Consider the following 12,367-nt stretch of genomic DNA (forward strand, 5'->3'; position numbering starts at 1 on the left):
GTCTACTCCTCTTCCGAGACGTCGAGGTTCATGTTCGGCATCCCGATCGTGTTGATCAGCTCGACGACCTCGTTCGAGCCGTCGGCCTGGACCTTCACGTGGAATCGCACCGACGTCACGGCATCCCGTTGAGCGCTGGTGAGCGCGGCCGATCCGCCGAGCTGGGTGCCGCTGACCGAGAAGTACGTGAACAGCGGTTCGGAGACCGCGTTGACTACGACATTGCCGAGGTACCGCGTCGAGTCCGGCGTCGTGGCCATGCTCGGGAAGACGGCATAGCCGTTGACCTCGCTGGCCTCCCAGCGCTCCTCGATCATGCGACCGTCAGAGTCGACGCGGTAGCGCAGTCGCAGCGGCAGCTCGAAGCTCGGCCCCGCATCGGTGTACGTGATCACGGTGACCGAGTTGGCGTCGCCGGCGACGACGGCCGGATCGGGATTCGGCGAGCTCGCGACCGCGTTGCGCACCGCGGCGCGGATCGAGGTCGAGACAACGTTCATGATGTTGCTCGCGTCGGAGGTCGATCGCGCCGTGTCGTCGGCGCGCATCGTCAGCTGCGTCACGTTGACGAAGAACGTGCCGGCGATCGTCATCAGCAGCGCGCTGAGCATCATCACGACCAGCACTTCCACGAGCGTCACGCCCGACTCCTCGCGCCGGAGTCGCGCCATCCGCGCCTGCCACCGCTGCCGGATCATGACGCCTTCCTCGGGTCGAGGGTGACGGCGTTGCCGACGACCATTCCGATCGGCACGACGTTGGTCTGCGGCTGGATCTGGGAGCTCAGCAGCGCGGTCGAGGTCGACCCGGAGGTCGTTCCGGTGTAGATCTTCCAGGTGCCGTAGGGCAGGGCGATCAGCGCCGTTCCGCTGAGCTTGCCGAAGCGGTACGTCATGCCCACCTCGCAGGTCGGCTGCCCGGGCACGGCGGGCGTGCTCTGGCTGACCGCGGTCACGTAGCGGTTGCTCGGCAGGCTCGACAGCTCGACGATCGCCATCGGCACATTGACCGTGCCCGTGCCTCCCGGCGCGGTCGCCACGGGGTCCGCCCCCTCGCCGTCGGCCAGGGACCAGAGAAGCGCCACCGTGGCGGCGTCCCACTCGGAGGCGTCGACCGCGCGACAGCCGCCGGCTCCGCTTCCATCGGGCGCCAGGTAATGGCCGGCGATCGGCGTGTAGCCGGCGCTCCACGGGAACAGCTGCGTCGACGACGACGTTCCCGACACGTAGAAGGTGCCGTAGGTGTTGACGTAGGTCGTCTCGTTGTTGGTCGCGAAGTTCACGCTCGCGCCGCCCGCGTAGCTGACGGCGAAGTTCGAGGCGGCGTCGTAGCTGAAGCCCGCCGTGGCGGTCGCACCCGCCACCACCGAGACGCTGACGCTCGGCGAGGCGGACTGGCTGATGTCGATGTAGCCGCTGCGGGAGAGCGAGACGGTGTAGGTGCCCGGGACCACCTGAAGCGCGTAGGTGCAGCCCTCGGCGTTGGTGGCCGCGGGAGCTTCGTCGAGGGCGGTCGCACCCCCGCTGACGGGAGTGATGCTCGCCGTGACGCCGGCGGCGCCGGTGCCGTCGGCGCGAGTCACGCCGACGATGATGGTGCCGCGGGTCGGGTCGTTGATGCGCCCCTCCGGGGCGAGCACCGTGTCGGACGACACAGGAGAGGTGGCGGCCAGCTGGCCTGCCCAGGTGACGCGCACGTTGACGCGCTTGAGCTGCAGGTTGTCGGTGCCGCCGGTGCCGCACGGGATGTCGAGCCCGGTGCCGGCCACCCAGGACGTGTCGCGGGTGATCGTGTAGACGATCCCGTCGATCTCCTGCGTCTGCGTGCGATCGAGCACGGTGAACGGATCCTGGATCGAGCGCACGTAGTCGATCTCGCTCGCGGCCAGGCTCAGGGCCGTGATGCGGTGGCGCTGGTCGCCGGCGAGGCGGACCGAGGTCACCGTCGCCTGGGCGACGCCGACCGAGAGAATCAGGAAGATCAGTGTGGCGGCGAGGACCTCGATGATCGAGATTCCCTCGTCGTCTCGCGAGGCCGCGGCGATGCGGCGCGCAAGCTGCACGCGAACGCGTGTGAACATCTCCGGCCCCCCAACCGTCGTGATGTTGCGATGTGCCGGCGGGGCATCCTTTCCAGGATGCCCCGCCGGGTTGAGCTGGCAGTCCTAGGACTTAGGAGCCGCAGGTGACGCCCGAGGCGGCCTCTTCCACGCCGCTCGCGTCGGTGGCCACGAAGACCTTGCCGGTCGCGGCCGTGCCGCAGATGCTGAACGCGCCGGCCGTCCCCGCCGTGAACGTCGGGTCGACCTGGTAGTCGCTCTGGCTCGGACCGGGGTAGCCCTGCGCCGCCAGGTCGGCGACATCCGTCGCGTACGCGCCGTTCTGCGTGTAGTAGGCGACCTGCGCGTTCTTGTAGTTGCTGATGTCGCTCTGCAGTGCCGACTCCTTGGCGCTGTTCTGCACCCCGATGTAGACCGGGATGGCGATCGCGGCGAGGATGCCGATGATGATGACGACCACGAGGAGCTCGATGAGCGTGAAGCCCTCGTCGTTCTTGTTGGCCAGCTTGGCGCGGTGCGCTGCGAGTGCTTCGGTGAAGCGAGTCATGTGCTTATCCATTCGTGAAGGTGAATATGATTCGCGAGCCGTCCCCCCTACGGTGATGACCCGATACTGCAATATTGCTGAGACTTTTCGTCCCCCGACAGCCCACCTCCGGGTGGCATCCGAACGGGGGGCGACAGCCCCGTTTTCTCAGCCGACCACCTGGATCATGCTGAAGATCGGCATGTACAGCGCGACGACCATTCCGCCGACGACGACACCGAGGAACGCGATCAGCAGCGGCTCGATGATGGACGTCAGCGCCTCGGTCGTGGCCTGCACCTCGGCGTCGTAGAAGTCGGCGACCTTCGACAGCATCGTGTCGAGGGCACCCGCGTCCTCACCGACGGCGATCATCTGCGCGGCCATCGGCGGGAACACCTTCTCCTCGGCGAGCGGGCCGGCGATCGTCTGCCCGACACGCACCGAGCCGGCGATGTTGATGGCCGCCTTCTCGATGACCCAGTTGCCGGAGGCCTCGCCGACGATGGTGAGCGCCTGCAGAATCGGCACGCCCGCGGCCACCATGTCGGCCAGATTCCGACAGAAGCGCGTGACGGCGATCTTGCTGTTGAGGCTGCCGAACACGGGCATCTTGAGCTTGAGCGGGTCGACGAAGCTGCGCACCCGCTCGGTGTTCTTGTTGGCGTTCCACCAGACCGCGAAGATCAGCGAGGCCACCAGTCCGATCGGGACGACGAAGACCATCGCCTTGCTCAACCAGACGAGCATCATCGTCGGCAGCGGGAGCTCGCTGCCGAAGCCGGCGAACATCTCCTCGAAGATCGGCACGATGAAGATCAGCATGACGATCACGGCGACGACCGAGAGGCACAGCACCATGACCGGGTAGGTCATGGCCGACTTGATCTGCTCGCGGAGCTTGGCTTCCTTCTCGTAGTTGGTCGCGATCGTGTTGAGCGCGCCGTCGAGGAAGCCGCCGGTCTCGCCCGCGCGCACCATGTTGATCATGAGCGGCGGGAAGATGCGCGGATGCCGACCCAGCGCATCCGAGAAGGCGTACCCGACCTCGACGTCGTGCGAGACCTGCAGCAGGGCGTCCTTGAGCTTCTTGTTCTCGGTCTGCTCGGCGAGGATGCTCAGCGCACGCAGCAGCGACAGCCCCGAGGCGACCATGGTGGCGGCCTGGCGGCTGAACACGGCGAGATCCTTCAGGCCGACGTTGCCGGTCAGGCCGCCGAGCTCGATCTCGCGGTTCAGCCCGGTGCCCGCGGTGGCCTCGGTCACCTTCATCGGGGTGAGACCCAGCTGGCGCATCTTGTCGATGACGGCGCTCTCGGTGGACGCCTCGAGGCGCCCCTTGACGACCTTGCCGGCGCTGTCGCGCCCGCGATACTGCCAGGCGCGCGTCGAACCTGCGGTGGCGATGGTGGCGGGCATTATGCCGTCCCTCCCTGGGAGCTGTTGAGGTCGCGGCGGGTCACAAGACGGTCGAACGTCTCGGGATCCTGCACCTTCTCGCGGGCGGCCGTGTACTGCACCTGGCCCGAGTTGACGAGTTCGGCGAGGTGCTGATCCATGGTGTGCATGCCGTGGTTCGCACCCGACTGCAGGGCCGAGGTGACCTGGTAGGTCTTGCCTTCGCGAATCAGGTTCGCGATGGCCGGGGTGGTCTTCATCACCTCGGTGGCGACGGCGCGCCCGCGGCCGCTGGCGCGCTTCACCAGGGTCTGGCAGACGACGCCGCGCAGCGTGGCGGCGAGCTGGGTGCGGATCTGCCCCTGCTGGTGCGGCGGGAAGACGTCGATGACGCGGTCGATGGTCTGGGCGGCGTCCTGCGTGTGCAGCGTCGCGAAGACGAGGTGACCGGTCTCGGCGGCGGTGAGGGCGACCGAGATCGTCTCCATGTCGCGCATCTCGCCGATCAGGATCACGTCGGGGTCCTGCCGCAGCACGTGCTTGAGCGCGTTCGCGAAGGAGTGCGTGTCGTGGCCGACCTCGCGCTGGTTCACCAGCGCCCGCTGGTTGGTGTGCAGGAACTCGATCGGGTCCTCGATCGTCACGATGTGGTCGGTGCGCGTGCGGTTCACCAGGTCGATCAGCGCCGCGAGCGTCGTCGACTTTCCGGAACCGGTCGGACCCGTGACGAGCACCAGTCCGCGCGGAAGGGTCGCGAACTCCCCCACCACCTCGGGCACGCCGAGCTGCGACAGCTTCTTGATCTCGGTGGGAATGAGGCGGAAGGCCGCGCCGGTGACGCCGCGCTGCTGGTAGAAGTTGACGCGGAATCGCGCGTTGGCCGACAGGGTGAACGCGAAGTCGAGTTCGCGGACCTCGTCGAATCGTGCGGCCTGCTCCTCGCTGAGCAGCGAACGCAGCGCCGTCTCGACCCGCTCCGCATCCCAGGTCACGGCGCCCTCGATCGGACGCAGGGCGCCGTCGATGCGAAGGAGCGGCGGGCTTCCGGCGGACACATGCAGGTCGGAGCCGCCGTGCATCAGCACCTGCTGCATCGCGGAGATGAGATCGGAGTCGACGGTCTCACGCGCACGACGCGTGAAGTCGTCGTCGACGAACGGCGGCGGCGACGCGAGCTCCGGCATCAGAGTCGGCGCGGCGTCGAAGTCGGGCATCGGGATCGTCGGCGCGCTCACCGGACCGATTCCGTCCAGCTCTGAGGGCGGCGGCGTCAGGCCGGGCACGGCTGCGCCCGGGGTCGGACCGGCGTCGAGCAGCGCGCCGTTCGGCGTCTGCGCCGAGTCCGGGAGTCGGAACTCGTGCTCGTCCGGAGCCGGCGTGTAGCCGGGGATCGGGGTCGCGGTCCCGTAGGCCGGCGGGTTCTGCGCGTCCCGTGCGGACGGGGCCGCGGCGGTCGGCTGCTGCGGGGCGGGCTGCTGCGGCACCGACTGCTGCGGCACCTGCTGCGGCGGCACCTGCTGCTGCGGCACCTGCTGCTGCGGTGCCGGGGCGACCGCAGCGGGTGCGGGCGGAGCCGGCGGCACGGCGGCCGCGGCTCCCGGGGCCGGGTAGGCCGTCGCGCCCGGAGCGGGCGGCGCGAACATCGAGGCCAGCGGCTCGACCTTCGCGGCGGGCGTCGGGGCCGGCACGCTCGAGTCGACTGGCGACACCGCGGGGGGCGGAAGTTGCGAGAAGTCGACCGGTGCCGGTCCCGACAGCTGGTGCGGCGCCGCTTCATGGCGAGGCGTCCGTGCCTCACCCGCGCCTCCGGCGCCGAACGGCGACTCAGAGGAATCGGCAACCGGAATCTCGAAAATGGGCTTTTCCATGGCCCCTCCTTGTGTTCTCCAGCGCGTCGCCCTAGGCGACGACGCGCATGATCTCTTCGATCGAGGTGAGGCCGAGCTGGACTTTGGTCCAGCCGTCTTGGCGGAGCGTGATCATTCCCTGCTCCTGCGCGACGCGACCGATCTCGGCAGCGGACGCGCGCGTCACCGCGAGACGTTCAATCTCCTCGGTGACCGGCATGACCTCGTGCAGACCGATCCGACCCCGGTAGCCGGTCTTCGAGCACGCCGCGCATCCCACGGGACGGTGCAGCGTCGGAATCCCGACCGCCGGGTTCACCGCGAATCGCATGTGCGCCAGCTCCGTGGGATCGGGCTGGTAGGGCTCCTTGCAGCGGTCGCAGAGGCGGCGGGCAAGACGCTGGGCCACGACGCAGTCGAGCGCGGATCCCACGAGGAACGGCTCGATCTCCATCTCGATCAGTCGGGTGACGGCGCTCGGAGCGTCGTTGGTGTGCAGAGTCGAGAGGACGAGGTGACCGGTGAGCGAGGCCTCGATGGCGATCTGCGCCGTCTCGTGGTCGCGGATCTCACCGATCAGCACCACATCCGGATCGGATCGCAGGATTGAGCGCAGCGCGCTGGCAAACGTGAGTCCCGCTTTGGGGTTCACCTGCACCTGATTGATGCCGGCCAGCCGGTACTCCACCGGGTCCTCGACCGTGATCACGTTGATCTCCGGTCGCGAGACCTCGTTGAGCGTCGTGTAGAGCGTGGTCGACTTTCCCGATCCGGTCGGTCCGGTGACCAGGATCATGCCGTAGGGCTTCGTGTACGAGTTCTTGTAGACCTCGGCGTTCCGGCCGAGGATCCGCAGCTGCTCCATGCCCAGCCCGGTCGACGAGTTGTCGAGGATACGCATGACGACCTTCTCGCCGTACACCGTCGGCAGGGTCGCGACACGAAGGTCGATCTTGCGACCGGAGTGCATGACCGACATGCGGCCGTCCTGCGGCTTGCGGCGCTCGGCGATGTCGATGTCCGACATGATCTTGAGGCGCGAGATCACACCGTTCTGGATGTTCTTGGGCGCGCGGCTCATCTCGTGCAGCACACCGTCGATGCGGTAACGGACCTTGACGTCGGTCTCCGCCGGCTCGATGTGGATGTCGGAGGCGTTGTCCTGGATCGCCTGCCCGATCAGCAGGTTCACGAACCGCACGATCGGCGCGTCGTCTTCGACCTCGTCGTTGACCGCGAGGTCCGTCGACGAGCTCGACTCTTCGACGATCGCGGTGGTGAGCTCGTCCAGCTCGCCGTCGGATCGCACGAACCGGTCGATCGCGGCATTCAGATCGCCGCGCTCGGCCATGACCGGGCGCACCTGCAGCCGGACGGTCGCACGGACGTCATCGACCGCCACGACGTCACGCGGGTCGGCCATCGCCAGCAGCAGGCGGTCGCCATCGCGTCCGATCGGCAGCACGTTGTGACGACGCAGCAGCGAGATCGGCACCAGCGCCACCGCGGCGCGGTCGACGGGGTACTCGGTCAGGTCGACGAACGGAAGGCCCAGCTGGGCGGCGCGCGCTGAAGCGACCTGGCTCTCGGTCACGACGCCGTTCTCGACGAGCTCGAGAACATGCTGGTCATCACGCGCGGGATCGCCGGTGACTTGATCCAGGCTCTGGATCGGCATCAGCCCGCGGATGATGAGAATCTCGGAAAGGGAGGCCATGTCACCCCCTACGGGCTCACTGCGCTGGCCGTTCCCCCCGAATCGACCAGTGCCAGATCGGATGCGGCGCCGGGGAATCCCGGGCTCGTCCGCTCTGTGGTGGTCAGGCTATCCCGGCCCCTACGGCGCGGACTAGTCCCGCATCCGGGGGGGCCGGACAGTCGCCAGCCACCACGCGAGCGCCACCGCCGGCGGCGCCAGGAACGAGGCCGCGATGACGAAGACGCTCGTCGCCTGCTCGACGAGAAGTCCGAAGTCGACGACGAAAGCGGTGAGCACGATCGCCAGATACACGCCGGCGGCGGCCGCGAGCATCCCCGCCCACGGGCGCTCCGCGCGAACCGAGAACCCGGTCAGCAGCCAGAGGAAGACCCCCGCGGCCGCGAGCGCGAGGAACGCATAGGCGGGGCCGACCGGTCGCGCAACCGGCTCGCGGTCGAGCGCCCAGGCGAGCATCCCCATCATGGCGAACGCGCTCGCCGCCCAGAGGACGGTCGTCAGGAGCCCCAGAAAGAACTCAGGTCGAGCTGGCCGCGGCCCGCTCACGCTCCGCCTTCTTCTCCGCCAGCTCGCGCTCGAACTCCGCACGGCGCTCGAGATTGCGCGCCTTCACCCGCCGACCGCGCGCGGCGACCGCCAGACCGATCCAGATCGAGACCTCGCGCGCTGCGAGCGCGGCGATGATGACGCGCGGATCCAGCGCCAGCGCCACGAAGGCGTCGCTCGCCTCGCTGGGCGACATCAGCACGACGTTGTCGACCAGGAGCAGCAGGCCGATCGAGCCGAAGTAGGTCGCCGCACCGACGACCAGGCTCACGACGATGTGGACCCACCAGCCAGCGCGATTCAGCATGAGCACGGCCAGCAGGAAGCTCAGCGCGAAGAAGAGGACCGGAATCCACAGCGCCGCGCCGCTCAGGAACGTCGAGAAGGTCGCGGCGACGAACTCGGAGGGCTCGGTCGCCAGGATGAGCACGAAGACGGCCAGCGCGTAGACGAGCGCGTAGATCACCGCGCCGAGCAGCGCGAGCGCGGCGCCCGCGACGCGGTTGCCGCGGTTGCGTGGGGGTGCAGGGGTCTCGACGAAGACGACCCGAGCGGGGGCGTCGGCAGCGCCGGGTTCGGACTGCTCGGCCGGGGCCTCGACCTGCGTCACGGCGTCGCTCTCGGGCGCCGTCTCGACGTCGGCCGAACTCGCCGGCCCGTCGCCGACCAGCGCCTCGCGATCGAGGTCAGCGGTGTCGGACGTGGTCTTCTCGGCGCCGTCCGCCGGGTCCGGCGTCGAACGCTTCTGTCCTTCGGAGTCGTCAGCCATGGAGGTCTCCTTCACGTCTCGGGGCCACTCTAGCAAGTGGACCCCCAGGCGCGACGGGCGGGTTCCCTCCGCGCGGCCTAGACCGGGACGGCGCCGAGAAAGTTTCCTCGCAACAGGGCCCGGTCGACGACCATGCGGGCGGTGGAGCGAAGTTCGTCGCGGTAGACATCGACGAGGTGCAGGGTGGACTCCCGATCCGGCGACGTCGCGATGTAGGTCTCGACGGCGGAGTCCAGGACTTCTTCGATCGGCGCGACCAGACGGTGCAGCGCCGCGTGCGGCCAGACCGCCGCACTGAGCTCGGAAACCAGATCCGACGTGGCGCATCCGGTGCACATGATCCCGCCCCCGGCGGTGTCGAACGCGCTGCCGGCTGACTCGCTCCACTCGTCGGCGATCGTCGAGATCAAGTGGCGATGCGCGTTCATGTCTGCTCCCAAGCGCGGATGAATTAGTCCAACTACGTGATAAACAGTGTGGGCGACACAGACCGTTCGCCCCAGTCGGCGCTTTCCTGACACCCATTTGGGGTACAAAACCGGTCTGGCGTACCCCATCAGGAGGACGAGCGAACGTCAACACGAGTAGGCTCGGACCCACCGCGAGCGCCATGACGACGGGAAGGTCAAAGGGAGAGACGAGGATGGACGCCCCGCTCCACCCCGTGCGACTTGCGCACGTCGATGATCACGAGGCCATGCGTCGCGGCATGGCGGCGATTCTCGAAGACCACCCCGAGTTCCGTCTCGTCGTCTCCGCCGCGACGATCGCGCCCGTGCTCGCCGCCTCATCCGAGATCGACCTGGTGGTTCTCGACATCAGGCTGGCCGACGGCTCCGGGGTCACCGGCAACCTGCACCGACTGCAGGCGGCCGGCCTGCCCGCGCTCTGCTTCACCGGCGCCGAAGACGCCGACGGCGTGCGCGACGCGGCCGCTGCCGGAGCGCTCGGAATCGTGCGCAAGACCGACACCTCCGACGTGCTGATCGCCGCGCTTCGCGCCGCCGCGAGCGGCGACGCCGTCGCCACGATCGAGTGGGCCGCCGCGATCGATGCCGATCCGCGACTCAGCGACGCGCGGCTCAGCCCCAAGGAGCGCGAAGTTCTCGCCCTGTACGCATCCGGGGAGAAATCGGTGAGCGTGGCGCACGCCGCGGGTCTCTCCGAGAAGACCGTCGCGGAATACGTGCGCCGCATCCGGATGAAATACGCCGCCGTCGGGCGCCCCGCCCTCTCCCGCGTCGACCTCTACAAGCGCGCGGTGGAGGACGGCTACGTCGCAGGGCCCGGTTCGAGGCGCGAGTGACATCGGACAGCGCCGAGCTGCGACTCATCCGCAGCATGGCGGTCGTGGTGGCGATCGGCGCAGCGATCTTCGCTCTGCTCGCGCGCGAGTCGATCAAGGTGCAGCAGGACTTCGCCCCCGCCTGGTGGACGGTGGCAGCGGTGCTCACCGTCTTCGCCCTGCCGGTCCTCGCCTCGCTCGCGATGCCCATCGCCTCCCTCGCCGCGGCGCGCGTGCTGCTCGGCGTGACCGGCATCGGCTACCTCGCCGCAGCGTTCAGCTCGCTGTTCCTGGTGGACCCGCTCCCGCTGCCCGAGACGGAATGGGTCGTCAACAACACCGCCGCCGCGACCTCGGCGGTGGCCCTGGCGGCGCCGCGCAGCCTCGCGTGGACCTACAACGCGGTCGTGGCGGTCATCGTGATCGCGTCGCGGACGCGCGGTCCGGACATGAGCGGCCTCCTCAACGGGATCCAGGACGGGGTGTACTCGTTCATGTTCTGCGCCGTCTTCATCGCCCTGGCCCAGTTCACCATCGACCGGGCGCGGCTCGTCGACGAGGAGACCCGCGCGGTCACACGACATGCCGCCGTGGTCGCGGCGGCCCACGCGCGGTCGCGCGAGCGGCAGCGCGTCGACGCCGTCCTGCACGACACTGTGCTGGCGGTCCTGATGCTCGGTTCGCGCGCTGGGGTGCGCAGCACCGAGGCGCTGCGAGAGCAGGCGAGCAGCGCCGTCGCCGCGCTCGCGACGGGGGTCCGCGAGTCCGACGCGGCGGAAGGCTCGCTCGTGGACCTCCGACGCACCTTGCGGGCTCGTCTCGACCGCGTGTCTCCGCGCATCCCGCTCCTGTTCCCGGCTGAGCTGCCGGACGTGCCGCCCGCCATCGCCGACGCGCTCGCCGACGCCGCGGCCGAGGCGGCCCGCAACTCGCTCCGGCACGCACGTCTGGGCCACAAGCTCCCCACCGTCCGCGTCCATGTCAACGATGATCGCCTCATCGTGACGATCGATGACGACGGCGTGGGCTTCGAACCGGCGCTCGTGCCCGCCGAGCGGCTCGGCCTCCGCGCGAGCATTCTCGGACGACTCGAGTCCCTCCCCGGGGCCGCCGCTCGCGTGCGCTCCGCACCAGGCCGCGGGACGCACGTCGAGCTCGAGTGGACGGTGTCATCGTGAAGCTGTTCCCCGTGCGGATCCTCGACCTGCCCCGGGCCCCGACGCGCGCGGTCAGCCTCATCGTGGTCGTCGCGACCGCGATCCTCGCTCTGACCTCCCTGCCCTCGACCGAGACCCCGGGGCCCGCCCTGCTGGGCATCGCCGTGTTCAGCGCGGTGCTGCTGGTGACCACCTCGACACGAGGCATCGTCCTGCCGGCCCGGCACACCATCATCGCGGCGGCCACGCCGACGGTTCTCGTGCTCCTCGTGTCATGGCCGATCGTGCGCACCGGGCACGCGATGTGGCATCTGGGCGCGTCGGCATTCCTCCTGCTGGCGCTGGCGCTTCGCGGCCGCCTCGGCGCCGCCTGGCTCGGGATGCTCGGCATGACCCTGACCGCGCTGGTCTGGGGCGCCTCCTCGCACTTCGGCGTGGAAACGCTCGCCGGGATCATGATTCGCCAGATCGCGATCCTCGTGATCGGCACCGTCTTCATCATCGCCGTCGGACGCGTGCGTGACGAACTGGATGCGCTCGCCGCCTCGAACAGCCGACTCGCCGCCGCAGCCGCCGCCACCAACGCCGCCGAGCATGAGCGCCGGGCCCGCGTGCGCTGGGCCTTCGGCATCGCGGCACCGTCGCTGCATGCGATCGCGCGCGACACCGAGCTCACCGACGAGATCCGGAGCGAGGCGGCGCTCGCCGAGGCCGAGCTGCGCGACGGGCTGCGGGCGCGGACTCTCGCCGACGAGCCGGTGAGCTCGGCCGCGCGAACCGCACGTCGACGCGGGATCGAGGTGGTGCTGCTAGATGACCGCGCCACCGAGCTCCCCCGCGCCGTTGCCAACGCGCTCCGCGAGCGGATCGCGGCCGAGCTGGACGCCGCCGATTCCGGCCGTGTCGTCGTCCGGCTCCCGCCCGAGTCCGGCGCCACCCTGGCCACGGTGCTCGTCGACAGCGCGACCCCGCGCCGACTCGCCCTGACCCTGGACGACCTTCACACGACGACGGCCCCGCCGCACCGAAGTGCGAGCGGGGCCGTCGATCTCGACTGACGAAC

12 protein-coding genes are annotated in these 12,367 nt (G+C 69.4%); 3 read left to right on the forward strand and 9 right to left on the reverse strand.

Annotated elements, in window-relative coordinates:
* Positions 1–2: 2 nt before the first annotated feature.
* From ACR3ZA_RS06780 to ACR3ZA_RS06820, 9 genes are all read right to left on the reverse strand, one after another.
* Positions 3–698 carry a prepilin-type N-terminal cleavage/methylation domain-containing protein gene (locus ACR3ZA_RS06780; RefSeq protein ID WP_473661236.1) on the reverse strand — a complete coding sequence of 232 codons (696 nt, stop codon included), beginning with the start codon at positions 696–698 and terminating at the stop codon, positions 3–5.
* Positions 695–2,080 carry a type IV pilus modification PilV family protein gene (locus ACR3ZA_RS06785; protein WP_473661237.1) on the reverse strand — a complete coding sequence of 462 codons (1,386 nt, stop codon included), beginning with the start codon at positions 2,078–2,080 and terminating at the stop codon, positions 695–697. Before ACR3ZA_RS06785 ends, ACR3ZA_RS06780 begins: the two co-directional genes overlap by 4 nt.
* A 91-nt stretch (positions 2,081–2,171) precedes the next feature.
* Entirely contained in the window at positions 2,172–2,606 is a 435-nt protein-coding gene (locus tag ACR3ZA_RS06790) for a prepilin-type N-terminal cleavage/methylation domain-containing protein (protein WP_473661238.1), read from the reverse strand.
* 147 nt (positions 2,607–2,753) lie between these two features.
* Positions 2,754–4,004, reverse strand: coding sequence for a type II secretion system F family protein (locus ACR3ZA_RS06795; protein ID WP_473661239.1), 1,251 nt, complete (start codon positions 4,002–4,004; stop codon positions 2,754–2,756).
* The gene (locus ACR3ZA_RS06800) at positions 4,004–5,851 is read right to left on the reverse strand and encodes a PilT/PilU family type 4a pilus ATPase (RefSeq protein WP_473661240.1); all 1,848 of its coding nucleotides are present in this window, start codon (positions 5,849–5,851) and stop codon (positions 4,004–4,006) included. Before ACR3ZA_RS06800 ends, ACR3ZA_RS06795 begins: the two co-directional genes overlap by 1 nt.
* 31 nt (positions 5,852–5,882) lie before the next feature.
* The gene (locus ACR3ZA_RS06805; protein ID WP_473661241.1) at positions 5,883–7,547 is read right to left on the reverse strand and encodes an ATPase, T2SS/T4P/T4SS family; all 1,665 of its coding nucleotides are present in this window, start codon (positions 7,545–7,547) and stop codon (positions 5,883–5,885) included.
* Positions 7,548–7,679: 132 nt separating this feature from the next.
* Positions 7,680–8,093 carry a hypothetical protein gene (locus ACR3ZA_RS06810; RefSeq protein WP_473661242.1) on the reverse strand — a complete coding sequence of 138 codons (414 nt, stop codon included), beginning with the start codon at positions 8,091–8,093 and terminating at the stop codon, positions 7,680–7,682.
* The gene (locus ACR3ZA_RS06815; protein WP_473661243.1) at positions 8,065–8,862 is read right to left on the reverse strand and encodes a hypothetical protein; all 798 of its coding nucleotides are present in this window, start codon (positions 8,860–8,862) and stop codon (positions 8,065–8,067) included. Before ACR3ZA_RS06815 ends, ACR3ZA_RS06810 begins: the two co-directional genes overlap by 29 nt.
* Before the next feature lie 77 nt (positions 8,863–8,939).
* Complete coding sequence (locus ACR3ZA_RS06820) at positions 8,940–9,290, reverse strand: hypothetical protein (protein ID WP_473661244.1); 351 nt, start codon at positions 9,288–9,290, stop codon at positions 8,940–8,942.
* A gap of 215 nt (positions 9,291–9,505) precedes the next feature.
* Here ACR3ZA_RS06820 and ACR3ZA_RS06825 point away from each other — a divergent pair, with 215 nt between their 5' ends.
* From ACR3ZA_RS06825 to ACR3ZA_RS06835, 3 genes are read left to right on the forward strand one after another with little or no spacing between them, the layout of a single operon-like run.
* Positions 9,506–10,168, forward strand: a complete 663-nt coding sequence (locus ACR3ZA_RS06825) for a response regulator (protein WP_473661245.1) — start codon at positions 9,506–9,508, stop codon at positions 10,166–10,168.
* Positions 10,165–11,325 (forward strand): ATP-binding protein, encoded by a 1,161-nt coding sequence (locus tag ACR3ZA_RS06830; protein WP_473661246.1) that lies wholly within the window; start codon positions 10,165–10,167, stop codon positions 11,323–11,325. The genes ACR3ZA_RS06825 and ACR3ZA_RS06830 overlap by 4 nt, the downstream gene beginning before the upstream one ends.
* Positions 11,322–12,362: a hypothetical protein gene (locus ACR3ZA_RS06835; RefSeq protein WP_473661247.1), complete on the forward strand. Its 1,041-nt coding sequence runs from the start codon at positions 11,322–11,324 to the stop codon at positions 12,360–12,362. Before ACR3ZA_RS06830 ends, ACR3ZA_RS06835 begins: the two co-directional genes overlap by 4 nt.
* Positions 12,363–12,367: the final 5 nt, after the last annotated feature.

This window comes from Herbiconiux sp. J20-20, assembly GCF_057365085.1.

What these genes read in the sequence shown, in the direction of transcription:
- ACR3ZA_RS06825 (WP_473661245.1), top strand. Translation starts at nt 9,506, where the DNA reads ATGGACGCCCCGCTCCACCCCGTGCGACTTGCGCACGTCGATGATCAC.
- ACR3ZA_RS06785 (WP_473661237.1), bottom strand. Translation starts at nt 2,080, where the DNA reads ATGTTCACACGCGTTCGCGTGCAGCTTGCGCGCCGCATCGCCGCGGCC.
- ACR3ZA_RS06790 (WP_473661238.1), bottom strand. Translation starts at nt 2,606, where the DNA reads ATGACTCGCTTCACCGAAGCACTCGCAGCGCACCGCGCCAAGCTGGCC.
- ACR3ZA_RS06815 (WP_473661243.1), bottom strand. Translation starts at nt 8,862, where the DNA reads ATGGCTGACGACTCCGAAGGACAGAAGCGTTCGACGCCGGACCCGGCG.
- ACR3ZA_RS06805 (WP_473661241.1), bottom strand. Translation starts at nt 7,547, where the DNA reads ATGGCCTCCCTTTCCGAGATTCTCATCATCCGCGGGCTGATGCCGATC.
- ACR3ZA_RS06795 (WP_473661239.1), bottom strand. Translation starts at nt 4,004, where the DNA reads ATGCCCGCCACCATCGCCACCGCAGGTTCGACGCGCGCCTGGCAGTAT.
- ACR3ZA_RS06800 (WP_473661240.1), bottom strand. Translation starts at nt 5,851, where the DNA reads ATGGAAAAGCCCATTTTCGAGATTCCGGTTGCCGATTCCTCTGAGTCG.
- ACR3ZA_RS06820 (WP_473661244.1), bottom strand. Translation starts at nt 9,290, where the DNA reads ATGAACGCGCATCGCCACTTGATCTCGACGATCGCCGACGAGTGGAGC.
- ACR3ZA_RS06780 (WP_473661236.1), bottom strand. Translation starts at nt 698, where the DNA reads ATGATCCGGCAGCGGTGGCAGGCGCGGATGGCGCGACTCCGGCGCGAG.